Here is a 25645-nt window from a genome sequence, read left to right as displayed (position 1 = left end):
GGGCGCCTCGCGCGCTAGCGCCAACCGATCGAGGCCGGCTATCCCGAGTTATCCCAGGGCAATCCCAGGGCGACCCCTGGTTACCCCAGCAACTCCGCCGATCGCTCCCGGACGTCGCCCGCGAGCCGGGTTTCGATCGTATGGGGCGACTCCTTGCGCGAAATCGCGAGCAAGCCGTCGAGGTACAAACGTCTGAAGCGCAATTCGCTATCCACCTGTGCCCTGATCTTTCCGTACAGCGGCAGAAAGACCAGATTCGCCAACGCGAGACCGTATAGCGTCGCCACAAAGGCGACCGCAATCCCCTGCCCGAGTTGCGCCGGCTCGAGCATATGGCCCGTGACCTGAATCAGGCCGAGCACCGCCCCCAAGATGCCGAACGTGGGCGCATAGCCGCCGGCCTGCTGCCATATTCGGGCAGCCGCCATGTGGTTGCGCTCGTAGGCATCCAGTTCGCGTTGCAGGGCGTCTTCGAGCACGGCAGTCGACACCCCGTTGGCCAGAAGCTCGAGACCTCGTTTGGCAAACGGATTGATGTTGCCCGCCTCGATCGACTCGAATACGAGCATGCCGTTCAGCTTCGCCTGATCGCCCCACTCGAGCAGAATCGACAAGCTTTGCCGGTCGACCTGCCGCGCTTTCACGAACGCGAGCCGCAGCTGCTTTATGCCGTCATAAAACCTCGCCCACGTGTTCTGGATCATCACCGCGCCGAAGGTGCCGCCCAAAACGATGACGAACGCCTCCAGCTGAAACAGCGAGGTGAAGTGACCACCCTCGAGCGAAAATCCGGCCACGATGGCGGTCACGCCGAACAGCGCGCCAAATAGCGTCAAAAGATCCATACATCCTCTCGAACGGCTGCGTCATTGATCGGACCGGACCTGAAAGCGTCCGTGGTCCGACCGTCAGGCGTCAGGCATCCACGTTGGAAAGCGGCGCGGCAGCCGGCGATTTGATCGTGCGCACGGTCTCGATGAAGCGCTCCTCGATCTCGGCGATCTCGAGCGGATCGATCTTGATCTCACGGCGCATGACCCACGACACCTCCTTCTTGCGCGCCTCGGTCATCACCGAGAACAGGCGATCGCAAATCGCCTCGCCGGTCACGGCGGAAAGCAGTTTCGCGAGGTCATAGGTGTCGAAAGCGCTGATGGCTTCGAACAGGGTTCGCTGGTCGACAAACTCCAGATCGGCCAGCGACTTCAGCTCGCTTGCGCCACGGGGAGTACGCCGGGAAAAATACGTGACGCCCTTTTCCTCGACGTAGTTCAGTACCTTGGTCTTGCGGAACGCAAAGATGTCTTCGGCGATTTCCGCATGCGCGAGCTTGTTGAGAATCAGGTTCTTCTCGACACCGATCAGGGCTTCCAGGTCGGCCAGTTCGATCAGTTCCAGTTCGCTGTTGATCGACACGTCGAGATCGTGGTCCGCCACCTGCTGGGCCCGTTCCGTGATCCGCACGGGATCGAAAGTCACGAGCTGCCGGCCGGCTGCGCCGTCCTGCGCCGAATAGCGCGCCGACAGGGTGCTCACGCGATCAGAGCGGCCTGGCTCGAGCGTAACGAGGTTGAGTTTTTCCATGCGCTTGAGCATCGCCATCACGTGCGGACGGGAATGACCGGCAATCGCATGACACTTCTTGATGACTTCGGGCAGGGGCACCGAGCACTCCTCCCCCTGGCCGCGGCGCGCGCGCCCATCCACCCGGTCTGCGCTCTCAATACCCGCCATCAGCGACAGAACATGCGCGTAGGAGAGAACCCCTGGCAGAAAATCAGCGTGCGTGTTGGTAGCGAGGACATCGTCCTTCTTTCTCACACGTCGAATCATGGTGCGCACGATATGGCGCAGCAGCGGCGATACGCGTTCGAGCTCCTCTTCCACCACGCTTGCCGCGATGACGGTCAATTGACAGAAGCTGATGGCTTTCGCGGTGTGCGCTCGTGGCTCGGCTGGCAACAACGAGGCTTCGCCAAAAAACTCGCCCTTGCCGAGCGTGGCGAGAATGACCTTCTTTTCGTCGCATTGGGTGGAGATTTCGACTTTGCCGTCTGCGATTACGTAGATGACGGCGTCGCCCGCGAAGCCTTCGGAATAGATGACTTCGCCCGGAGCCGCTGCGCGCGACCATGGCGATCGTTGCTGATTCAAAATTCAATCCCCCGTAGAGCTATTGCCTCGCTCACCCCGCGTCTTCATGAGGCGCGGGTATGTGCAATGGTCCTGACTTATTTGACTGGATAACGACATGCAAAACGCAAATCTTTAACCCTCTCAATCGTCAGACATAATCGTGCAAATAGCGCAAACGTTTGGCAGGCTGTGAGACTCCGTAAGGGATTGGCCCTCGTGGCCGGGTTTCGGCCGCGGCGCGATGCACACGGCCCGGCATGCGGGGTGAGCTGTGATCGCGCCGTATCGGCTCATTGCTGCGCGCCCGTGCGCAGACGCTCCAGTAATTCACGGCCCTGACGGGTCAGTTGCAGTGTCGAACCTTGCCGGTCACGCTGGCGAATTTCCACTAACTCGTAACGGCGTAACGCCAATACGTCCGGGTCGAAATCTTCCAGCCGCTTGTCCGTGTCGCCAAGCAGCATGAGGGTCGCAAGTTCGTGGTGGCTGAGCATCGGGTACCTCCATTGATCGATACATGGGCGATGGAGGCATCCTAGACAAACGACGCTACAGTTTGGCTACGGTTGTGTTTCTACGGATTACCTGCAGTGCTGTAAGCGTCGACGGTAAGCGTTGATGCGCCGCGCGGCAGAGGTAGCGAGCGAGGTGCGGGAGTAAAGGGGCGCAATACTTTCTATGCGCCCCGTAATTGGGGTCTGCGTATGGGGCCGCCTTACAGTGTCGTCAGCGTTTCTGTAATAGAAAGAAAGCGCTCGACGTCGCTGGGTGCATGACAATGCAGCGGCGAAATGCGCACCGCGCCCGCCAGATCGAACGACTTCAGCATGCGGCCCGAGTACAGACTCGAAGCGATCCGCTCGTAGACGATCACGCCGCGCTTCTCGTACTCGCGCACTGCATCGGTCGGGCTCAGATTCGCGAAGCCGATACCCAGGATCAGATCGCGTTTCGTAAGATCGGCATGATCCCAGAACACCTCTACGCCATCGAGTCGCCGCAAACCGCGCCGCCCACCCTGGCCGTCGAGCAGCGCGGATAGTAGCGCGCGCTCATGCAACTCGATGCGTTTCATCCCTTCCACGAAAAGCTCACGGCGCGTATCGGCATCGCTGAATTGGCCACCAATCCACGTCACGTACTCGACGATCTCGGTCACGACCGCAAACTGCGCGGGCGCCGGACTGCCGAGTTCCCACACGCCTTCCTGCTTCGCGTCGAGGCGGTGATGCGGCAGCGCGGCCACTCGTGGCGACAGCCACGAGATGCCGGAGCCGCGGCAGCCAAAAAACTTGTAGGGTGCGAAATTGATGCCGTCGACCGGTGTCTTCTGCAGGTCGATCACACCATGCGGCGCGTGCTGGACCGCATCCACGACGATAAAGAGTCCGGGCTTCTTTTCTCGGGCCCGCTCGACGAGTGCCGCGATATCGAACTTGGCGCCGGAAATATTCGACGCGTACATCACGCTGAGCAGCGCTGTGTCCGCGTCGATCAAGGACAGAATCGCATCCACGTCCACGCCGCCCGTCTCCGGATTGCTGGGCGCAACACGCAACGACTTGCCCGTGCGTTGCGCGTAGTACGTCATTGCGTCGAAAGAAGACGGGTGCTCGAGGATCGTCGTGACGGCGTTGGTGCCCGGCACGTTTTCCATGATCGCGCGCACCATGTCGAACATCGCGCCCGACGCGGTCAACGATGGGTAGATGCTGCCGTCCTTCGCGTTGAGGATCGTGCGGATGTCCGCCTCGCCGCGCGCCTGAACGTCCTGAAGATGGCGCGCGCGTGCGTGAATGCGTTCCGGACAATCGGGCAGCGCATCGATTCGCGCGAATGCGTCGACGGCCGCCTTGAGGCGGAACGAGCCACCTGCGTTGTCGAAGAAGAGTCGCTCGCTCCCGTCGATGTCGTGGTCGACGTGGTGGAAACGCGCCTTGATCTCCTGCATCAGCGACTCGGAAAAGAACTCGCCTTGATTACTGCTCATCTGGATGCTCCTGATCTTTCTGCTAAATGATGTCGTGCCGCGAACCGTGTCCGCTCAAGCGTCAAGCGACGCGACATACGCTTTGCCCTTCTCCGCGTCGTACTGGCGCTCCCATTTGGCGATGACGAGCGGCGCAAGCGCGTTACCCACCACATTCAGCGCGGTACGCCCCATATCCATCACGCGGTCCACGCCTGCGATGAACGCGAGCCCTTCGAGCGGTAACCCTGCGCTTGCAAGCGTCGCGAGCAAAATCACGAACATGAAACCCGGCACGCCGGCTGCACCCTTGGACGTCACAACCATCGTCAATACTAGGACCATCTGTTCCTGCCAGCCAAGATGAATGCCGTACAACTGCGCGACGAACAGCGTGCCAATGCCGAGATAGATCGATGCGCCGTCGAGATTGAACGTGTAGCCGGTCGGCACGACGAAGGTTGTGATGCTTTTCGGCACACCGTAGTCTTCCATCTTCTTCATCAGTTGCGGCAGCACGGTTGCCGAGCTGCAGGTTGAGAACGCGATGATCAGTTCGTCCTTGATAACCCGCAGCAACGTGAAGATACGAAAGCCGAACAGCCGGGCGGTGATGCCGAGCACGACAAGCACAAACAGCACGATCGCCAGATACGTGACGGCCACCAGCTTAAGCAACGGCAGCAATGAACCGAAGCCGAAGCTCGCCACGGTCACCGCGATCAGCGCGCATACGCCAATCGGCGCGTAACGCATCACCATATTCGTCACCTTGAACATGGCTTCCGCGACGCCCTTGAGCATGACGATTACCGGCTTGCGGAATTCTTCCGGGACCGACTGCAGACCAAGGCCGAATAACACCGAAAAGAAGATCACGGGCAGCAGGTCACCTTTGGCCATCGAAGCGAGGATATTGTCCGGAATCACGCCAAGCACGAGGGTCATCAGGCCATGATGCCCCTGCACCTGCTGTGTTGCCTGCTGATAGCGGGAAATGTCGGCGTGGCCGAGCTGCGACATGTCGGTGCCGACACCCGGCTGCAACACGTTGCCGAGAATCAGCCCGAGGAGGATCGCGATCGTCGTGACCACCTCGAAGTACACGAGCGTCTTCAGGCCGATGCGCCCGAACGATTTACCGTCTCCGACACCGGCGATCCCGACCACCATGCTCGTGAATACGATCGGCACCACGATCATCTTGATCAGCTTGATGAAAATGTCGCCGGCGGGCTGCAACAGCCCTGAAATGGTCGCGTCCCGCATTTGCGGAAAGTGGTTCAACACGAGTCCCGTGGCAACGCCAATGACGAGACCGATCAGTATCTGCCACGCAAGTCCGACACGCGGTTTGCGCTCAATATGGTTGACAGGCGGCCTTTCGACGACAGTATCCATGCTCTCTCCAGATTTGGGGGCGGGGCGATGGAGAAACCTTAAGCAGCCGAAATAAGTAAAAAAAGCGATTTTTTTGTATGAGAAACTATCGCTTTAATTCATGCAAAGGACGGCGCGATGCTGACGTTCAAGCAGATGGAAGCGCTCTACTGGATCGTGCAACTGGGTTCGTTCGAGGCCGCTTCGAGCCGCCTGAACACCACGCAGTCGGCCGTTTCGAAGCGGATTCAGGAACTCGAGCGCGCCTTCGACCTGACGGTATTCGACCGCGCGCACCGCAGCGCGCGGCTGACCGAGAAAGGCGCCGAGTTCTTCGCCTACGCGAAAGAACTGCTCGAACGGCGCGACCAGATCGTCGAGCGGATCAGCTCAAAAGAAGCGCTGGTGCGCCAGGTCCGCATTGGCGTGACGGAGCTGACCGCCTTGACGTGGCTGCCCCGGCTGATCGGCGCGATCCAGGCGGCGTATCCCAAGGTCGTGGTCGAAGCCGAGGTGGATTTGAATGCAACGCTGCGCGACCGGCTTGCGGACGACACGATCGACATCATCGTCGTGCCGCAAATCCACAGCACCGAGTCCTTCGTTATGACGCAGGTCGGTGAAGTGGAAAATGCCTGGATGTGCGCGCCGGCACTGGCGCCGAAGCAGGACGTCCTTCCGCTCGCCGAGATTGCGCAGTACCCGCTGATCCTGCAGGGCGGTCTGTCGGGAACAGGCTTTATCTATAGCCGCTTCCTGCAGGAGCACGGGGTCAGCATGCAACGCATTCTCGCGAGCAACAGTCTGATCGCGCAGATCGGGCTGACGCTCTCGGGCCTCGGCATCAGCTATCTACCGAAGGCATGCCTGAACCATATGGTCACACGCGGTGCGCTCGGGATGATTCAGACGCGACCGGCGCTGCCGCCTGTCTCATACGTCGCGATGCATCGCGCGGAACAACCGCACTCGTTGAATGCCGAAATCGCACGGCTCGCCGCGCAGTGCTGCGATTTCAGCTCGAACCTGCTCGATCCGGGCCGGGTCTGAGCGGGACCTCGGCCCTGCGTTGCAAATAATCCGCCGTGCGTGTGTATGTAATTCCTCGTCAAGGCAAGGTAATCGGCACAGGGCGCGTAAGCAGATCGACGTAGAGGCTGAAGAAACGATTGTTGTCGAACTGCGTGACGTACGTGATCTTGTTCGGTGACGCGCCCGCCGCGGGTTGATCGGGATAGACCGTCACATGCCCCTGATCCTCGCCGCTCGTGGTGTCGATATCGAGGTAGGCGCTTTTCGTTTGCGTGGCGTAGGTCGGATCCATGAAATAAGCGATCGTCAGTGTGTCGAACAGATGCGTGTTGTCGCCGAACGACCCGGCGTTGACGATCCCATACGCCTTGGTTACCGCGGTCTGCTTGTTCGGGTTGTTGACGATCTGATCGAAGATGCTCTGCGTGAGCGGCACCGTATTCGTGACGTCGAGGGGAATAACGGCCTGAGGGATCGTGGTCTGAAGCACCGTGCGCACGGCCAGCGGATCAAACCACCAGTTGAGTTCCCCCACTGCATTCGCATTGCCCGGCACCGCCATCGCGCCGCCCATGTAGACGATCCGCTTGATCAGCGGCACGATCTCCGGCGCCTTCTTGATGGCCGTGGCGAGATTGGTGGGCGGGCCGACCTCGAGAATGGTGACCTGATTCGGATAGCGCTTGATGGTCTGGATCATGAAGTCTGCAGCGCTTTGCGTCTGCAGTTTCGTCGACACCGCGAAGCCGTCCGGCGGCGCCACAAGCTGGGATTGCTGGGTTGGTTCCGGCCGCATCCACGCGCCAAAATAGCCTTGCGGGTTGGCAGCCTGCTGCGCACGAATGCTCGCCACATCATATTGCAATGGATAGTCAGCGCCGCCGTAGACGCCCACTACGTTCTGCACGCCCATGCGCTCCACCGCCTTCAGGGCATCCGCTTCTTCCTGGAGCAACCAGTCGTTGCCGGTCACGACGGTCAGCCCGAGCAGGTTGACCTTGCCCTGCCCCATCAACTGTGTGGTCATGGCGAACAACTGACCGTCGTCGCCCATCGTGTTGAAGTCCGAATCGATGATGATCTTCGGCGCGTTGGCGAGCGGATCGGTAGTCGTCACGTTGCCTCCGCATGCGGCGAGCAGCGACGTTATCATCAGGATGCCTATGCATTGTGATTTCATGTTTAGTCCTTTTATTCCAGTAGAGATCGCGATCAAACCAGGGGGAACACCATCCGGAGATGGTGCCGGTCATTCAACGTCAAGCTACCCAGAGTTGCAGGCCGGACTGCCTCATGTCACAACAGGCATCCGTTTCAGGCTGCGCTTTCGACTTCCGCGCGAGTCGGGATCGACGGCTGCGCACCGGCGCGCGTCACCGAAATCGAAGCCGCGCGTTGCGCAAGGCTGATTGCACCTTCCAGCGGCTGCCGGGAGGCGAGTTGCGCGGCAAAGACGCCGATAAAGGTGTCGCCGGCCGCGGTCGTATCCACGGCCTTCACCTGTGGCGCGGGAAAATGCATGCCTTCACCGCCTTCCGGCAACAGGTAGGCGCCTTGCGCACCGAGCGTGACGATCACGTTGCGGGCGCCGCCGCGTTGCAACTCCAGCGCCGCCCTTCTCGCGCCGCTTTGCGATTCGACCGGCAGGCCGGCGAGTATCGCGGCCTCGACCTCGTTCGGCACGAGGTAGTCGACGAGCGGCAGCCATTCCGCGGGCAGCGGGCCGGTTGCGGGCGCCGGGTTCAGCACGGTGATCTTGCCGAGGCGCCGGGCGAGCGCGAGCGTTGCGTGGACGGAATCCCAGGGCGTTTCCAGTTGGCAGACCACGACGTCGCTCGCCTTGATCGCCGCTTCGTGGCGCGCGACGCCTTCAGGCGTGAACTCACCGTTACTGCCCGCGACCACCACGATCGTGTTCTGGCCGTCGTCCGAGACTGTGACCATGGCGACGCCGGTGGGCTGCACGGCGTCGACCTCGACGCCCGCGCAATCGATTCCTTCAGCTTCCAGATCCTTGACCCGCTGGGCGCCGTTCGCATCCTTCCCCACGCGCCCAACCATCGCCACGCGCGCGCCGATGCGGGCGGCCGCCACGGCCTGGTTGCCACCCTTGCCGCCGGCAACCTGCGAGAACTCCTGTCCGCTGATCGTCTCGCCCGGCCGCGGCAAATGCGGTGCGCGGGCGACGAGGTCGGTATTGATGCTGCCCACCACGAGCACGCGGCCCGGCTTCACTTCTTTCGACACGTTCACTCTCCTGCTGACCGTCCACGAAGGGTCGCTGACGGTCATTAATGGGTCAATATTTATGCAGCGCGACGTCGGCTTCTATACGTATCCAGCACGACGGCCACGACAATCACAGCCCCCGTGATGATGCGTTTGGTCGGCTCGGTTGCCCCGATCTGGGCAAGACCCGCGGCCAGCACCGAGATGATCAACACGCCAAAGAAGGTGCTGATCACCGAGCCGCGTCCGCCCATCAAGCTCGTTCCGCCGATCACGACCGCCGCGATCACCTGCAATTCGATGCCCGCGCCGGCATTCGGATCCGCAGCCTCGAGCCGCGAAATCTGGAACAGGGACGCGAGGCCGGCCAGCAAGCCCATCATCGCGAACACAGCAATCTTGTACGGACGCGGGTTGACGCCGGCGAGGCGCACCGCTTCCTCGTTCGTGCCGATGCCGACCAGATAACGTCCGAACACCGTGCGGGTCAGCACCAACTGCGCGACGACCATCACGACGATAGCAATCAGGAACGCGGGAGAAATGCCGAACGCGATCGGGTTGGAGAGGAAATCGAACGCATCGCCGATATAGGCCGTGCGTGAGTTGGTCATCTGGTACGCGAGACCGCGGGCCGCCTCGAGCACGCCGAGCGACACGATGAACGACGGAATCCGCCAGGCCACGGTAATCGCGCCGGTCACGCAGCCCGTCAAGGCCGCCCCCGCCATGCCGAGCAAGGCGGCAGGCAGCGCCGGCCAGTGCCATTGCAAGGCCGCCACGCTCGTGAGCGCCGCGCCGAGCGCCAGCACGGAGCCAACCGACAGGTCGATCCCGGCGATGATGAGCACAAAGGTCATGCCGACCGACATCACGACCAGATCGGGAATCTGGTTTGCGATCGTGCTGAACGTGTCGTAGCTGAGGAAGTGCGAGCTCAGCAGCGAGAACAGGACGATCATCCCGAGCAACGCGCCGAGCAGGCCGATATAGTTCGAGAATCCAAGGCGCGTGCCGATCGGCTTCGCGTCCTTGGGCGGTTCGTTCTGCACGGAAGGCAGGCTGGTTGGTGCAGTCATGCTTCAATACTCCACAGATTTTTGATCGGGCGCCGCTGAGTCGGGCGCTTTCGCGTCGGGTTCGATCGGGTCGTGCAGCAGCGCGTCGCGTTTCGTATAGCCCGCGAACGCCGCTGCGAGCAGCGCGTCCTGGGTCCAGCTTCCGCGCTCGAACATGCCCGTCATCCGTCCCGCCGACATCACCCCGATCCGGTCGCAAATCGACATCAATTCGCGCAGATCGCTCGACACCACCACCAACGCGCGGCCTTCCCGTGCAAGCGCGCCCATCAGGGCGTAGATATCGAACTTCGCCCCGACGTCGATGCCACGTGTGGGCTCGTCGAACAGCAACACCGTGCAATCGCGCGCGAGCCAGCGGCCGATCACCACCTTCTGCTGGTTGCCGCCGGAGAGTTCCGACACCGGTTGAGACGGCCCCGAGCTGCGGATGCTCATAGCGTCGATCTGTTTGCGCGCCAGCGCCGCTTCGCGACGCGCGTCCACCACACCGTTCTTTGACACCGAGCGCAAATGGCCGAGCGAGATATTGGCGGCAATGGGTTGCGTCAGCAGGAGGCCCTCGCCTTTGCGGTCCTCCGTAATCAGCGCGATGCCGTTCTTCACCGCGTCCGACGGTGAAGATACCGTCACCGGCTGGAGCGGGCCGCCGCCATGTGCGATCGACACCGTACCGGCGTCCGCGCGATCGGCCCCGTAGACGAGCCGCATCAATTCCGTACGGCCTGCGCCGATCAGACCGCTGATACCGAAAATCTCGCCTGCTTTGACTTCGAATGACACATCGCGCACGACCGGCTCGCGGGTCATGCCCGTGACCTTGAGCGCCACTTCGCCAATGCGCCGTTCGCCGAGATCGATCCGCTCGCCGATATCGCGGCCAACCATCAGCGTGACCAGACGGTCGGCCGAGAGGTTCGCCATCTCGTCGACATGCACGAGCCGCCCGTCACGCAGCACAGCTGCGCGCCGCGCGATACGCTTCAATTCTTCAAGTCTATGAGAGATGTACACCAGCGCGACGCCGCGCGCCTTGAGCCGTTCGACCTGCTCGAAAAGCAGGTCCACCTCGCGGGCGGTCAGCATCGCGGTGGGTTCGTCGAGGATCAGCACGCGGCAATCGCCGATCAGATTGCGCGCGATCTCCACCATCTGCTGATGGCCGATGCCCAGTGTGCCCACCAGCGTGTCAGGGTCGATCGCGTCGAGCCCGACTTGCGCCATGGCATGCCGGGCGTCCTCGCGCAGTTTGGCGCGATCAATCCAGCCGAACATGCCGCGCTGCGGCAAACGATTCAGGAACAGGTTCTCCGCCACCGAGAGGGTCGGCAGCAGGTTCAACTCCTGCATGACCATGCGCACGCCGAGCGCCTCGGCGTCCTTGCGGCTGCCCGGCGTATAAGCTGCGCCGCCAAGCGTCATTGAACCGGTGGTCGGCGTAACGAGGCCGCCGACGATCTTGGACAAGGTGCTCTTGCCCGCGCCGTTTTCGCCGGTCAGCGCCAGCACCTCGCCCGCGTACAGATCCAGCGAGATATCGGCGAGCACCGGCCCGGCGTAGGTCTTGCCGATGCCCTGCACAGTCAGCACGGGCGGGGCAACGGCCAAGGATAGGTTGGGAGTGGACATCAGATTGATAAAGCCAGACAAAGATCAGGCGGGGGTGGCCCGCAAACGACGCGGGCCACGTGTTGCCCCAATCTTACTTGGTGACCAGATCGACAGGCGTTTCGACGACGCCCGACAATTCCGACTGCTTCTTGTGTTCAGCGATTGCCTTCAAAGCCGTATCGATACCGAACACGGCCTGTCTGGCGGCGTACTGATTGGCCGTGGCGAGGACGCGGCCGTCGGCGAGCATCGGCTTGATCGCGTTGATGTCGTCATAGCCCACCACCTGCACCTTGCCCGCCTTGCCCGCTGCACGCACGGCCGATACCGCGCCGATCGCCATGTTGTCGTTACCGCACAGCAGCGCCTTGACGTCCGGGTTCGCATTGAGAATCTGGCTCGCGACGGCGTTGCCCTTGTCGATTTCCCACTCACCCGATTGCAGCGAGACGACCTTCATGCCGCCCGTCGCCATGGCCTGCTTGAAGCCGGCCGTGCGTTGCTGCGCGTTGGTGGTAGTCGAGACGCCTTCGATAATGGCGACGTTGTCGCCCGACTTCAGGCGCTTGGCCAGGTAGTCGCCTACCTTCTGCGCGCCCTTGGCGTTATCCGGGCCGACGAACGGGATGTTCAGGTCTTTCGACTTGAGCACGTCCGGGTCCAGCTTGTTGTCGATATTGACCACGATAATGCCGGCATCGACCGCTTTCTTCAGAACCGGCACCAGCGCCTTGGAATCGGCTGGTGCGATCACGAGTGCGTCGACCTTCGACACGATCATCTGTTCGACGATGCGAATCTGATTACCCGTATCGGTCTCGTCCTTGATGCCGTTCGTGACGAGATCGAATTTCGTGGGGTTCTGCTTCTGATAGTCTTTCGCGCCGGTTTCCATGGTCAGGAAAAACTCGTTCGCCAACGACTTCATCACCAGTGCGACTTTCGGCTTGTGGGCGGCCTGAGCGAACGCTGCGCCCGGCAGAATCGACACTGCGAAGAAAGCTGCGCTGGCTACGATAGCGCGACGCCGCGCCGGTTGGAAATGACGAATCATTGATGTCTCCGTATCGCTCGTTCGGTCTACGTAGTGACTGATAGCCGTTGAGTCGTGTGATGGGCAGGTTCACCACACTTGCCGCCAGTTGCCAATGAAGCCCTCGGGTTTCTTTGCCAGATGCTGGGACGAGTATGGCCAGGTCCAATGCTATCCTCGCGATCCACGTTATGCTATGCCTAATTTCAAAATCGAGCGTTTCAAAAATGGAACACGTTGACTGGGACGACCTGCGGATTCTGGTGGCGATCGCCCGCGGCGGCACGATGCGAGCCGCCGCGACGGCATGCGATCTGAGTCCGCCCACCCTGTCGCGCCGCCTGACCGAGCTTGAACGGCGGCTGGGCGAGCCGCTTATCGACCGGGTGCCGTCGGGCTGTACGGTGACGGCATTCGGCGCGCGCGTGCTGGCCTGGGCCGAGCAGATGGAGGATCTGGCCCACCAGATCGAGCGTGCCGCGGACGTGACCGGCGGCGCAGCGGCTCACGGCACGGTGCGGATCAACGCCGTCGAATGGCCATCTTACATTTTGCTTAAACTGCTTGGCTCGTTCCAGGACCGGCTGCCCGGCCTCGCCATCGAGGTGCTGACCTCGCGGCGGCCGTATAGCCTTGCCCGCCGCGAAGCGGATATCGCGCTGTGGTCCGAATGCCCGGACGAGGGCGATCTGTATGTACGGCGCATCGGCCGGATCCGCTTCGGGCTGTTCGGTTCGCGCGACTACTACCTGCGCCACAAGGCAGCGATTACCCGGAAAGAGTGGGACAAGTTGTCGTTCGTCGGCTATGACGACCGGCAACCCGATCACCCGGCCACGCAATGGCTGAAAACCCTGCCCGGCGCGCCGGCGCCTTCGCTTCGAAGCAGCTATGGCATGGGCGTATTCGACGGCGTGCTGGGCGGCTCCGGGCTCGGCGTGCTTGCCCAACTCGCGGGCGACACCACGAGCGATCTCGTCTGCATCGAGAAACATATCAAGGCGCTCGACCAGGATGTGTGGATGGTGCTGCATCCCGCTCTACGCGATAGCGAGCGGATCCGCACGGTGGCCAACCTCATCGCCGAGATTTTTCGTTAGGCCGGGGTGCTGGGCTTCGCAATGCTCAGGTCGTTTCACCGGGCACATGCAAAGTGGGTAGCCGGGTAGCGTGGTACGACACCGTACCGACTGCATCGGCGAATCGGCGCACCCTCGACTCGACTCGACTCGACTCGACACGCCGCACATCAGCAAAAGAAGTGCGATGGCTGCCCGTGTCACGCCGGCCGCACTGCGCATGAAGGCGTGGTGACGACCGAACCGGCGGCCCCGCAACCATCCGACGGGTGGAGGCGGCCGCGCCCGCCACCAGGAGCTCCCGGCCATGGATACGCTAACCCGCGATCCGGTCAAGCAGCCGACTCGCCCGAAACTGCTTCAGGTGATGGGGCCCGGCCTTATCACCGGTGCCTCGGACGACGACCCGAGCGGCATCGCCACCTATTCGCAGGTCGGCGCGCAATTCGGCTATGGCCTTGCTTGGACCCTCCTGTTCAGCTACCCCCTGATGGCCGCGATCCAGGAAATCAGCGCGCGCATCGGGCGCGTGACCGGCTGTGGCATCGCCGGCAATTTGCGGCGGCACTATCCGCGCTGGCTTTCCACCAGCGTCGTCAGTCTGCTGCTGATTGCGAACATCATCAATCTGGGCGCGGACCTCGGCGCGATGGGCGCGGCGCTCAAGCTGTTGATCTCGGGCCCCGCGCTGCTCTATGTCTGCGGTTTCGGCCTGCTCTCGGTAGCGCTCGAAGTTTTTACGCGTTACTCACGCTATGTGTCGATACTCAAATGGCTGTGCCTGTCGCTCTTCAGCTATGTGATCTGCGCGTTCGTCGTCAAAGTGCCGTGGACCCAGGTGGGCTGGGCAGTGATCTGGCCGCCGCTCTCGGCCAAGCCGGATTACATCGTGGCCATCGTCGCGGTCATGGGTACCACGATCAGCCCTTACCTGTTTTTCTGGCAGGCCGAACAGGAAGTCGAAGACGAACTGGAGCGGCCCGGCGCCCATCCGCTCACTCACGCACCGTGGGAGGCCCCCGCCGAGTTCGCGCGAATCCGCATCGACACCTATCTCGGCATGGCGCTGTCGAATACCATCGCGTTCTTTATCGTCGTGACCACAGCAGCGACGTTGCATGCTCACGGGCTCAACGATATCCAGACGTCGGCTCAGGCAGCGGAAGCGCTGCGAGCGGTCGCGGGACCGTTCACGTTTGCCATTTTCGCGGCCGGCATTATCGGCACCGGTTTGTTGACGCTGCCGGTACTGGCCGGCTCGGGTGCCTACGCAGTGGGCGAACTGTTCGCATGGCGGGTCGGTCTGGCCCGTCTGCCGCTGCAGGCGAAGGCGTTTTACGGCGTGATCGCGGCGGCGACAGCGATCGGCGTCGGCTTGAATTTCACCTCGATAGACCCGGTCAAGGCGCTCTTCTGGAGCGCCGTGCTCAATGGGGTGGTCGCCGTGCCGGTCATGATCGTCATGATGCATCTGTCGATGCGAACCGGCATCATGTCGCGCTTCACGTTGCCGCTGGTGCTGCGCGTCCTCGGCTGGATTGCTACCGGTGTGATGGCGATTACGGTCATCGCGATGGCTGTCAGCTGGGTTGCATGAGCCATGCGCTCAAGACGTGAACGCCACCGTACAGACGCGCACCACGAAGCGTGCCAGAATGGTTGCTGGCCCTGTATGCACCGGCGATTTCCAAACCGCTTTCCAGTCGATTTCGCAACCGCCCCGTCAGGAGGACCTGAAAACTTTTCAAGTCAGTTCTGCGAATACGAGGTCGTTTTTCGGCAGGACACTGTGGGGTGGTTCATGTTGACCACACATCAACCGAAAGATAACCATTTGCTTTCCGTGCTGCCGAAAGCAGAGTGGGAACGCATCGCACCGCATCTCATCGCGCTCGATATGCCGCTCGGGGAGGTCGTCTACGAATCGGGTGACCGGCTCGACTATGTCTACTTCCCCACCACCGCGATCGTCTCGCTGCTCTATGTGATGGAAGACGGCTCGTCGGCCGAGATCGCGATTGTCGGCAATGAGGGATTGATCGGTATCGCGCTCTTCATGGGCGGCGAAACGACGCCTAGCCGCGCGGTCGTGCAAAGCGCCGGAAAGGCATACCGGCTCGACGCGCGCATTCTGAAAGAAGAGTTTCATCGTGCCGGCCCGGTGCAACGCTTGCTGCTGCGTTACACGCAGGCGCTCATCACGCAGATGGCGCAAACGGCCGTCTGCAACCGGCATCACACGATCGATCAGCAGTTGTGCCGCTGGTTGCTGTTGAGTATCGACCGCTTGCCGTCGAACGAACTCAAGATGACCCAGGAGTTGATTGCCAACATGCTCGGCGTGCGCCGGTCCGGTGTCACCGAAGCGGCCATGAAGCTGCAGGACGCGGGCTTGATCCGCTACAGCTACGGCCATATCGAAGTGGTCGACCGGTCGGGTCTAGAGGAACGCGTGTGCGAATGCTACGGCGTGGTGAGGCGGGAATTCGACCGCCTGCTGCCCGATCTGAGAGCCGTTTAAGTGACACGGCAACTCTTTGAACAAACTCTTCGAGGCTGATATGTATAAACACATTCTGGTAGCAATCGACGGCAGCGACACGTCCGAGCATGCATTCAACGCCGCTTTGCAACTCGCGAGCGAGAGCGGCGCGCAACTGCAGCCGCTCTATGTCGTCGACAATCCGCTGATGGCGTACGACGCCTCCGGCTACGATCCGACGATCCTGCATGACGCGTTTGTGGAAGAAGGCAAACGGCTGCTGGCAGACGCACTGGCACGCATGAAACACGAAAACGTGGCCGGCACGCCGCGCATGGTGGACGTCGAGCCGATCGGCGAGGATATTTCGGAGCGCATCCGCATCACGGCGAACGAATTCAATGCGGACCTGCTGGTGCTCGGCACGCACGGCCGGCGCGGCTTCAAGCGTCTGTTTCTCGGCAGCGTCGCCGAACGCGTGGTGCGCAGTGCGTGCTGTCCGGTATTGCTGATACCGAGTCGCCAGGCGCAAACCACGCACGTGGAGTCGGCCAAACCGGGGCATACCGACGTTGCCGCTGTGATGTATGAGATGCCGCCGCACTAGAGAGCCGGGGCGCTCGACGTCGCGTCGAGGGTGGGAAATACGGCGCGCTCAGGCAGCGCAAATCGTATTCGAGGTCGTCAGATCCACCCACGACATGCCCTGCTTCAGGCCGTCCAGCACGGCCTCCTGCGGCGTGCTGAAGTTTCGGTCGTGCGTGAATTCACGCACGACCACACCATCCGGCGCGGCAACGCTCGTACCGATCAGACAGCCAAATTCAGTGCCGCTTTCGCGTGCACAAGCCGTGACCGTCCAGCCATCGCCGTCCACTCTTCCCGACAGGTTCATAAAGTTTTGCCTCGTGCCTGCTCAACGCAACGTGGTGCGTGTTCGACGCTCGCGGTTTGCGCGCGCCGCCCAACTGGTCTATCAGAGCGCCACAGCATGCCGGCTAAGCACCCGTGGATCGCCGACCGGCAGAACCACTCGCCCGTGCACCTCGTTGATCACGTCCGCTGCGGACAGATAGAACGCCAACGCCGCGGTGATGAGTCCCATATAGCCGCCCGCCATCCGCACCAGGCCTGAACCCGTCCACTCTCCTCCAGCCAACAGGCCGAAGGTGATCCAGAGCGCCAGAAAGATGAACTGCAGCGCGCGAGGCGAGCGAAAGGTCGCCAGCCACATATAAAACGTGAAGACGCCCCAAAGAAACAGATACCAACCGACGAACGCGGGCGGCACCTTGTCGTGTAAAAAAAGCACGAACAGTGCAAACGACCACCAGAACGCGCCATAACTTAGAAAGGCCGTCGCGCCGAAGGTATTGCCGCGCGGCAACTCCATCATCCCGGCAATGGCCTGCGCGGTCCCGCCGTAAGCGAGCGCGCAAGCGAGCACGAGGCCCATTGACTCGCCGGAAAACCAGCCGGCGTTGATCATGCTGAGCAGCCACGTTGTCAATGCAAAACCGGCGAGACCCAGTGGCGCGGGGTTCGCAAGTGTGGTTCGAATCGGTGCGCTGACCATGGCCTGCTCCTGAAGATAAAAAACGCTCCGGCAATCTCGCGGCCTTCGCGAACCATCACCCGAGCTGATCGAGAATCGCCGGATTTTCCAGCGTGGATACGTCCTGGGTAATTTCTTCGCCGGCCGCCAGCGAGCGCAGCAAGCGGCGCATGATCTTGCCCGAGCGCGTTTTCGGCAGATTCTCGCCGAAGCGGATTTCCTTGGGCTTTGCGATCGGCCCGATTTCCTTGCCGACCCAGTTGCGCAATTCGGTCGCGATTCTGATCGCCTGGTCACCGGTCGGCCGCTCGCCCTTCAACACCACGAACGCGACGACGACTTCGCCGGTCGTCTCGTCGGGACGGCCGACGACCGCGGCTTCCGCCACCAGCGGGTTCGCGACGAGTGCCGACTCGATCTCCATCGTGCCGAGCCGGTGGCCTGACACGTTGAGCACATCGTCGATACGGCCGGTAATCGTGAAGTAGCCGGTGTCCTCGTCACGCACCGCGCCATCGCCGGCGAGGTACAGCTTGCCGCCGAGCTCTTCGGGGAAGTAACTCTTCTTATAGCGCTCCGGATCGCCCCAGACGCCGCGCAGCATCGACGGCCACGGCCGTTTGACGACGAGAATGCCGCCCTGCCCGTTCGGCACATCCTGCCCGGTTTCGTCGACGACCGCGGCCATGATGCCAGGCAGCGGCAGCGTGCACGAACCCGGCACCAGTGGCGTCGCGCCCGGCATCGGCGCGATCATGTGGCCGCCCGTTTCCGTTTGCCACCAGGTATCGATGACAGGGCAATGGCTATGGCCGACGTGTTCGTAGAACCACGTCCACGCGGCCGGGTTGATCGGCTCGCCGACTGTGCCGAGCAAACGCAATGTTGACAGGTCGTAACGGTCCGGATGAACTTTGGGATCGGACTCGGCAAGCTTGATGAGCGAACGGATCGCGGTCGGCGCAGTGTAGAACACAGTCACGCGGTGTTTCGCGATCATCTCCCAGAAACGGCCGGCGTTCGGATAGGTGGGCACGCCTTCGAACACGACCTGGGTCGCGCCGATCGCTGTCGGGCCGTACGCGATGTAGCTATGGCCAGTGATCCAGCCGATGTCGGCGGTACACCAGAATACGTCGCTGCGCTTCGCATCGAAGGTCCACTTCATGGTCTGCGCGGCCCACATCAGGAAGCCGCCCGTGCTGTGCTGCACACCTTTGGGCACCCCCGTCGAACCAGACGTATACAGAATAAAGAGCGGATGTTCCGCGCCGACCCATTCGGGCTCGCACGTGTCTGCTGCGGCTTCTGTGAGCTCGTGCATCCACAGGTCGCGCCCTTCGTGCCACGCAACCTTGCCGCCCGTGCGCCGATAGACGATAACGCTTTTCACCGCTTCGCAGCCGCCCAGCGCAAGGGCCTCGTCCGCGATACTCTTCAACGGCAGCGCCTTGCCGCCGCGCATCTGTTCATCGCAGGTCACCAGCGCGATCGCGCCCACGTTGACGATCCGTTCATTGAGCGATTTCGACGAAAAGCCGCCGAACACAACAGAGTGCGTCGCGCCAATGCGCGCGCACGCCTGCATCGCCACGATGCCTTCAATCGACATTGGCATGTAGATCACCACGCGGTCGCCTTTCTTCACGCCGCGCGTTCGCAAAGCGTTGGCAAAGCGGCTCACTCGTTCGAGCAATTGCTGGTAGGTGACGTGCGTGACGGTGCCGTCGTCGGCTTCGAAGATCACCGCAACATGCTCACCGTTGCCGGCTTCGACGTGACGGTCGAGGCAGTTGTAGGACGCATTGAGGGTGCCATCGTTGAACCATTCATAGAACGGCGTACGCGATTCATCGAGAACCGTAGAAAACGGCTTTTTCCACTCGAGCGTTTCGCGCGCGAGACGCGCCCAGAATCCTGTGTAATCGCGCTCAGCTTCGGCGACCAACGCGCGGTAGGCATCCATGCCGGAGATCGCGGCGTAAGCCGCCACGCTGGCGTGAGGAAGGAAGGCTTGCGGCTCCTCCAGAATCGAATCGCTGGTTGACATTTTGTGTCCCTTGCACGCTTTCGTGCGTGCTTGATAGATGTGTTGCGCTCGTGGCGGCGCCCCTGCTGCGCCGGGCGTGACATGGCATTCCGCGTGATCGGTTCGATCAAGCGGTTGGCCGCTCCGGGCGAAATGGGGATGGCGCACAAATCGGTCAGGGAAGCCTTGTCACACGAAACTGTTTCGATCCGCGGTGACGGAGAAAAGCAGAGGGCTTGCAACGACGGTGCTCGCGTAGGAGGGGGAAGTCGGTACGGTGGCGTACAGGGTTTCGTCGGCGCCTTCAGGCAATTGTAAGTTTTGTACCATTCCACCGGGGCTGCAGAAAAAATCTGGAATAAGCCGCCAGGCGATGTGTTTGCCCTTACGTGGACGGCAGCAAACAGACGGTCTACGAGCGAAAGCAGAAACGCTTCTGCGCAGCTTCAGCAGCACGTAGATCACATTGGTGGACAGGTAAAGACGTGGTTCTCAATCACATGGATTGTTAGATTCAATCAACCTTAATTAGGCATCCAAATGAAACTCAATCTTGCAATGACTCTTTCGATGATCCTCCTTGCGTCGGCCGGCGCAGTCACTCAGGCATCGGCGCAGGAAAAGACCCGCGCGGAAGTGCGCCAGGAACTGGTTCAGGCAGAAGCTAACGGCTCGAACCTCGTGACCGACACGTCGTATCCCGAGATCAACCCGATCTTCGCGCAGCAGGCCGCACGCCTGAAGATGAACACGAGTGGCGAAGGTCCGGCGATGTCGGGTTCGACGGCGGCAGGCCAACGCTCGTCCAGCACGCCCGCTCGTTCAGCAGACGCGGCGATGCCGGCGTGTGTCGGCCCCGTAAGCTTCTGCTCGCCGTACTTCGGCAGCTAACCGCTGACGATGCACGTCTGGGAGTGGTTCGGGATTCAGCGAATGACTGGCGGGCTGGCGAATGCCTGTGCCGGGGGCGAGCGGACGGTGGTGTCATGAGGCGTCCGCCCGCGCTCACGAGTCGGTCACAGGTCGCATTATTTTTTGATTTCCCCTTTGACGATACAGCTCAATTAACTCCAATCGAGCAGACATGCATTTTAATTGGAAACTCTTCGAATCCCGATGGATCGCTATCGAATTAGCATAAAGAAATGATTTTGTAATTAATACCAGAACGATGGGCTCATTAAATCAATTAGAGTCCTACCTCCATTGCAGCGCGCCATGTACTTAGGCGTTGCCGAACAATCAACAACTCCATAACTAACTGATAACAATAATATTTCTAAGTAGTCGCCCTCGTTCATTCTCGACTTCCACTCCCTCTCAACTATCTATTCTGATAGGTATCGATAATCTGTAATGAACGGTAATTTGGCGGCGCTCACGGATTTAACTGAGTGCCCCTATTAACCATTCAGAACAGCGCTTCCAGACGAAATCCCTATTTATTTGACTCGACCGGAATCAGCCACCGGAAGATTCGGCGTCTCGTTGCGCTGTTATCTCAGGAGGTCACATGAAGTCGTCAGCCGCAAAACAGACGGTCCTTTGTCTAAACCGTTACGCGGTCGTTGCTTTGCCTCTCGCCATTGCTTCGTTCGCCGCGTTCGGCGCATCACCTGCGTCCACGCTGTGGGCGCCCACCGACACGAAGGCGTTTGTGACGCCCTCCCAGGTCGAGGCGCGCAGTGCGACGCCGCTGCTCGAACTCGCCGCCGGCGAGACCGCACATGTCGTGGTCAGTCTCAAGCTTCGCGATGAGGCGCAACTGAAGCAATTCGCGCAGGCAGTCAACCAGCCGGGCAACGCGCAGTTCGGCAAATTCCTCAAGCGTCAGCAATTCCTCTCGCAATACGCGCCGACCGAAGCGCAAGTGCAGGCCGTCGTCGCGCATTTGCGAAAGAACGGCTTCGTTAATATTCACGTCGCGCCGAACCGTCTGCTGATTTCCGCCGACGGCAGCGCCGGTGCAGTCAAAGCGGCCTTCAATACGCCGCTGGTTCGCTACCAGTTGAACGGCAAGGCCGGCTACGCGAACACGGCGCCGGCACAAGTGCCGCAGGATCTCGGCGAAATAGTCGGTTCGGTGCTCGGCTTGCAGAACGTCGCGCGAGCCCATCCGATGCTGAAGGTCGGCGAGCGTTCCGCCGCGAAGACGCTGGCCGCCGGTACGGCCAAGGGTCACAATCCGACCGAATTCCCGACGATCTACGACGCCAGCAGCGCGCCCACCGCGGCGAACACGACGGTCGGCATCATCACGATCGGCGGCGTCTCGCAGACGCTGCAGGATCTCCAGCAGTTCACCAGCGCGAACGGTCTCGCGCCCGTCAACACACAGACGATCCAGACCGGGTCGTCGAATGGCGACTACAGCGACGATCAGGACGGCCAGGGTGAATGGGACCTCGACAGCCAGTCGATTGTCGGTTCCGCAGGCGGCGCCGTGCAGCAACTACTGTTTTATATGGCCGATCAAAGCGCGTCCGGCAACACCGGCCTCACGCAGGCGTTCAATCAGGCGGTGTCCGATAACGTCGCGAAGGTGATCAACGTGTCGCTCGGCTGGTGTGAAGCCGATGCCAACGCGGACGGCACGCTGCAGGCCGAAGACCGCATCTTCTCGACGGCGGCTGCACAAGGGCAAACCTTCTCGGTGTCGTCCGGCGATGAGGGCGTGTACGAGTGCAACAACCGCGGCTACCCGGACGGCAGCACCTATTCGGTATCGTGGCCGGCCTCGTCGCCGAATGTGATCGCCGTCGGCGGCACGACGCTTTACACGACGTCAGCAGGCGTCTACTCGAGCGAAACCGTCTGGAATGAAGGGCTCGACAGCAACGGCAAGCTCTGGGCGACCGGCGGCGGCTACAGCGTGTACGAGGCGAAGCCGTCGTGGCAATCGGCGGTGAGCGGCACGCCGAGCCAGCGCCTGCTGCCCGACATCTCCTTCGACGCGGCGCAGAGCACCGGTGCACTGATTTACAACTACGGTCAGCTGCAGCAGATTGGCGGGACGAGCCTCGCTTCGCCGATCTTCGTCGGACTGTGGGCACGTTTACAGACCGCGAACTCGAATAGCCTGGGCTTCCCCGCAGCCAGCTTTTACAGCGCCATTAGCTCGACGCCTTCGCTGGTGCACGACGTGAAATCGGGCAACAACGGCTACGGCGGCTATGGTTACAAGGCGGGAACCGGTTGGGACTATCCGACCGGATGGGGCAGTCTGGATATCGCGAAACTGTCCGCCTATATCAAGAGCAACGGCTTTGCACATTGAGTCTGCAGGCCGATTGATGTGAACGCATGAACGCTCGCCGATGACTGCGTGACACGCGGGTCATCGGCGGCGACGGGCAAACCGTTCGTCGAAATCACCGCGCGAGCATCCCCCCTCGCGCCGAACAATTGCGGCGGTCCGGATCCGGACCGCCCCTCACGCGTAGAACGCCTCTCCTCGCCTTCCCCAATCGCTCGCCGTGCCCTCCATTGGGTTGTCATTTTTGTTTTGCGATGTAATGATATAACATTCCTCGTGACGAATGACGACAAGGTGCCCGCTTGATCGGGACCGGTCGGCGCACGCCTGGTCATCCGTATTTCGTCCTGGAAAAAACGTCGGCAAGACAGAAAACACATCCACCCAGTGCTCACCCTGAACAAATAACGATGAAAAACCGCACGCGTGTCTCCCATGCAGCCCTGCTGCTGTTCGCTATCGCCGCTCACGCCCATGCCGCGCCCGACGAAGGTTCGGTAACAGGCGCCGTCACCGACGCAGCAGGCAAGCCCGTCCGGAACGCGACCGTGAGCGTTCAGAACGCAAGCGGCGCCGCGGTCAATGAGGCAAAGACGGATGCGGACGGCCGTTTTGCGATCGGCCATGTGACGCCGGGCACTTACGCGATCGTGGTTACGGCACCGGGATTTGCGAGCGGCAGCAGCGTGACGACCACGACAGCAGGTGCAGAAAGCGCAGTAAGCGTCAAACTCGCTCAAAGCGACACGCTCGACGTTCAGGTGAACGCAAAGCGTCTCGATCGAGCCCGCAACGGACTACTGCCGGAAACCGGCAGCAGCGTGTACCGTTTCGGCCAGGCCGATATCAATGCGCTGCCCGCGGGGCAAGACACGCCGTTGAACCAGGTGTTGCTCCAGGCGCCCGGCGTGGCGAGCGACTCGTACGGACAACTGCACGTGCGCGGTGATCACGCGAATCTGCAGTACCGCATCAACGGCATCATCATTCCCGAGCCAATCAGCGGTTTCGGCCAGGCACTCGACACTCGCATCATCGACCAGGTGAACCTGCTCACCGGCGCGTTACCGGCGCAGTACGGCTACCGCACGGCAGGCGTGGTTGACATCCGCACGAAGACGGGCGATGCCGGCAACGGTGGCTCCATCGACGTGTTCGGCGGCAGCCATCAGACGATCAAGACCAGCGCAGATGTATTCGGCAGTGAGGGGCCGTTCAGCTACTACTTCAGTGGCTCGCTCGGCATGAACAACCTCGGGATCGAGAATCCCACTGCGAGTGCCAACGCGATTCACGATCACACCCGTCAAGGCGACGCGTTCGGTTACATGTCGTACATCATCAACCCGCTCACCCGAGTGAGCGTGATGTTCGGCACGACGAGCAACCAGTTCGAGATTCCCAACACCCCCGGCTTGCCGACCAACTTCACACTCAACGGCAGCAACACGTTCGATTCGAGCCAACTGAACGAAACGCAATCGGAGTTGAACAACTTCGCGGTGGTGGCCCTCCAGGGCACCAATGGCGGCGCACTCGACTATCAGGTTGCCCTGTTCACCCGCTACACGCGGACGCAATTCAATCCCGATCCGGTCGGCGATCTCCTGTTTAACGGCGTGGCGTCACAGGATTTTCACAGTAACTCGGCCAATGGCGCACAGGTGGACACGACCTGGCGGCTGAACGACAAGCATACGGTGCGGGCAGGTATCTTCTTCCAGCAAGAACACGCCGTGTTCAACGACAGCGTCAACGTATTCGCGACGGACAGCAACGGCAACCAGCTTTCAGATCAGCCCTTCAACATTCAGGACTCCAGCAGCAAGACCGGTTATCTGTACAGCGCCTACGTACAGGACGAGTGGAAAATCACGGACAAGCTCACGCTGAACTATGGTCTTCGCTACGACAAGATGGACGAATATGTCAGCGCGAGCCAGCTTAGCCCACGCATCGGTCTCGTCTATGCGCTGACGCCGGCCACGACCCTCCACGCAGGTTACGCGCGCTATTTCACGCCGCCTGCGTTCGAATTGGTATCCGGCTCGACCATCAGCCGCTTCAATGGCACGACCAACCAGAGTCCATCGAACCAGAACGACCAGGTGCAACCGGAACGCAGCCATTATTTCGATCTCGGCGTGACCCAGCGTCTTGGATCGAACGTGACGGTCGGGCTCGACGCTTACTACAAGAAGTCGGCGAACCTGCTCGATGAAGGACAGTTCGGCTCAGCGCTTATCTTCACGCCGTTCAACTACAGGGAGGGGCGCGTGTATGGCGTCGAGTTCACGGCCAACTACAAACAGGACAACGTATCTGCGTATATGAATCTCGCGTGGAGCCGCGCGCAGGGCACGCAGATCGATTCCGCGCAGTTCAATTTCGATCCGGCGGAACTCGCCTATATCAACAATCACTGGGTCTATCTGGATCACGACCAACGCATCACCGCGTCGTTCGGCGGGACCTACGATCTCGGCAGAACGACCTTCACGTTCGACGGACTCGTCGGAAGCGGTTTGCGCAGCGGCTTTGCGAACACGGATCGACTGCCGCTCTACGCGCAAGTCAATCTCGGGGTGATACAGCACTTTAATCAACCGCTCATCGGCAAATTCGATGCGCGCCTCGTCGTGATTAACGCATTCAACCGCGTCTATGAGTTGCGCGACGGGTCGGGTATCGGTGTCGGCGCCCCGCAGTACGGCCCGCATTTCGCCGTCTACGCCGGCGTCACCAAGCACTTCTGATTCTGTCCAGCTACGAAGA

The 25645-nt window shown here is 61.3% G+C and carries 21 protein-coding genes; 8 read left to right on the top strand and 13 right to left on the bottom strand.

Going from position 1 to position 25645, the window contains the following annotated elements; translation table 11 throughout:
* Positions 1-80: 80 nt before the first annotated feature.
* From KHO30_RS07900 to gltP, 5 genes are all read right to left on the bottom strand, one after another.
* A complete protein-coding gene (locus tag KHO30_RS07900; protein ID WP_054038978.1) occupies positions 81-845 on the bottom strand; it encodes a flagellar motor protein in 765 nt (254 codons plus the stop codon).
* A 70-nt stretch (positions 846-915) separates the two neighbouring features.
* Positions 916-2154 (bottom strand): Crp/Fnr family transcriptional regulator, encoded by a 1239-nt coding sequence (locus tag KHO30_RS07895; protein WP_211700502.1) that lies wholly within the window; start codon positions 2152-2154, stop codon positions 916-918.
* A 272-nt stretch (positions 2155-2426) separates the two neighbouring features.
* Positions 2427-2630, bottom strand: coding sequence for a hypothetical protein (locus KHO30_RS07890; RefSeq protein ID WP_093645406.1), 204 nt, complete (start codon positions 2628-2630; stop codon positions 2427-2429).
* Positions 2631-2851: 221 nt separating this feature from the next.
* Positions 2852-4126: an aminotransferase class V-fold PLP-dependent enzyme gene (locus tag KHO30_RS07885; RefSeq protein WP_211700501.1), complete on the bottom strand. Its 1275-nt coding sequence runs from the start codon at positions 4124-4126 to the stop codon at positions 2852-2854.
* 54 nt (positions 4127-4180) lie between these two features.
* A complete protein-coding gene (gene gltP, locus KHO30_RS07880; RefSeq protein ID WP_211700500.1) occupies positions 4181-5506 on the bottom strand; it encodes a glutamate/aspartate:proton symporter GltP in 1326 nt (441 codons plus the stop codon).
* Between the two features lie 117 nt (positions 5507-5623).
* Between gltP and KHO30_RS07875 the strand changes: the two genes are divergently transcribed.
* Positions 5624-6535: a LysR family transcriptional regulator gene (locus KHO30_RS07875; RefSeq protein WP_211700499.1), complete on the top strand. Its 912-nt coding sequence runs from the start codon at positions 5624-5626 to the stop codon at positions 6533-6535.
* A gap of 58 nt (positions 6536-6593) precedes the next feature.
* On the opposite strand, the gene KHO30_RS07870 is transcribed toward KHO30_RS07875, so the two are convergent.
* From KHO30_RS07870 to KHO30_RS07850, 5 genes are all read right to left on the bottom strand, one after another.
* On the bottom strand, positions 6594-7697 hold the full coding sequence (locus tag KHO30_RS07870) for a nucleoside hydrolase (RefSeq protein ID WP_211700498.1): 1104 nt from the start codon (positions 7695-7697) through the stop codon (positions 6594-6596).
* 134 nt (positions 7698-7831) lie between these two features.
* Entirely contained in the window at positions 7832-8764 is a 933-nt protein-coding gene (gene rbsK, locus KHO30_RS07865) for a ribokinase (RefSeq protein WP_211700497.1), read from the bottom strand.
* A 59-nt stretch (positions 8765-8823) separates the two neighbouring features.
* Positions 8824-9825 (bottom strand): ABC transporter permease, encoded by a 1002-nt coding sequence (locus KHO30_RS07860; RefSeq protein ID WP_054038990.1) that lies wholly within the window; start codon positions 9823-9825, stop codon positions 8824-8826.
* Positions 9826-9828: 3 nt separating this feature from the next.
* Positions 9829-11454: a sugar ABC transporter ATP-binding protein gene (locus KHO30_RS07855; protein ID WP_211700496.1), complete on the bottom strand. Its 1626-nt coding sequence runs from the start codon at positions 11452-11454 to the stop codon at positions 9829-9831.
* A gap of 73 nt (positions 11455-11527) precedes the next feature.
* On the bottom strand, positions 11528-12490 hold the full coding sequence (locus KHO30_RS07850; protein WP_054038992.1) for a sugar ABC transporter substrate-binding protein: 963 nt from the start codon (positions 12488-12490) through the stop codon (positions 11528-11530).
* A gap of 206 nt (positions 12491-12696) precedes the next feature.
* On the opposite strand from KHO30_RS07850, the gene KHO30_RS07845 reads away from it, so the two are divergent.
* The 4 genes from KHO30_RS07845 (at position 12697) to KHO30_RS07830 (ending at position 16637) form a co-directional block, all read left to right on the top strand.
* On the top strand, positions 12697-13569 hold the full coding sequence (locus KHO30_RS07845) for a LysR family transcriptional regulator (protein ID WP_054038995.1): 873 nt from the start codon (positions 12697-12699) through the stop codon (positions 13567-13569).
* Positions 13570-13855: 286 nt separating this feature from the next.
* Positions 13856-15145, top strand: a complete 1290-nt coding sequence (locus KHO30_RS07840) for an NRAMP family divalent metal transporter (RefSeq protein WP_211700495.1) — start codon at positions 13856-13858, stop codon at positions 15143-15145.
* A gap of 204 nt (positions 15146-15349) precedes the next feature.
* The gene (locus tag KHO30_RS07835) at positions 15350-16069 is read left to right on the top strand and encodes a Crp/Fnr family transcriptional regulator (protein WP_093645389.1); all 720 of its coding nucleotides are present in this window, start codon (positions 15350-15352) and stop codon (positions 16067-16069) included.
* A gap of 40 nt (positions 16070-16109) precedes the next feature.
* Positions 16110-16637: a universal stress protein gene (locus tag KHO30_RS07830; RefSeq protein WP_211700494.1), complete on the top strand. Its 528-nt coding sequence runs from the start codon at positions 16110-16112 to the stop codon at positions 16635-16637.
* Between the two features lie 48 nt (positions 16638-16685).
* On the opposite strand, the gene KHO30_RS07825 is transcribed toward KHO30_RS07830, so the two are convergent.
* From KHO30_RS07825 to acs, 3 genes are all read right to left on the bottom strand, one after another.
* Complete coding sequence (locus KHO30_RS07825) at positions 16686-16925, bottom strand: UDP-glucose 4-epimerase (protein ID WP_200618302.1); 240 nt, start codon at positions 16923-16925, stop codon at positions 16686-16688.
* Positions 16926-17006: 81 nt separating this feature from the next.
* Positions 17007-17606: an acetate uptake transporter gene (locus KHO30_RS07820; protein ID WP_211700493.1), complete on the bottom strand. Its 600-nt coding sequence runs from the start codon at positions 17604-17606 to the stop codon at positions 17007-17009.
* Between the two features lie 55 nt (positions 17607-17661).
* Complete coding sequence (gene acs, locus KHO30_RS07815) at positions 17662-19635, bottom strand: acetate--CoA ligase (protein ID WP_211700492.1); 1974 nt, start codon at positions 19633-19635, stop codon at positions 17662-17664.
* Between the two features lie 519 nt (positions 19636-20154).
* On the opposite strand from acs, the gene KHO30_RS07810 reads away from it, so the two are divergent.
* From KHO30_RS07810 to KHO30_RS07800, 3 genes are all read left to right on the top strand, one after another.
* A complete protein-coding gene (locus KHO30_RS07810) occupies positions 20155-20505 on the top strand; it encodes a DUF4148 domain-containing protein (RefSeq protein WP_211700491.1) in 351 nt (116 codons plus the stop codon).
* A gap of 622 nt (positions 20506-21127) precedes the next feature.
* Positions 21128-22891, top strand: a complete 1764-nt coding sequence (locus KHO30_RS07805) for a S53 family peptidase (protein ID WP_211700490.1) — start codon at positions 21128-21130, stop codon at positions 22889-22891.
* A 389-nt stretch (positions 22892-23280) separates the two neighbouring features.
* A complete protein-coding gene (locus KHO30_RS07800) occupies positions 23281-25626 on the top strand; it encodes a TonB-dependent receptor (protein ID WP_211700489.1) in 2346 nt (781 codons plus the stop codon).
* Positions 25627-25645 lie beyond the last annotated feature (19 nt).

The sequence above is a fragment of the Paraburkholderia aspalathi genome, from assembly GCF_905220735.1.
Lineage (GTDB): Bacteria > Pseudomonadota > Gammaproteobacteria > Burkholderiales > Burkholderiaceae > Paraburkholderia > Paraburkholderia aspalathi.
Note: the sequence above shows the minus strand (reverse complement) of the source record. Positions and strands in the feature narration are given on the sequence as shown.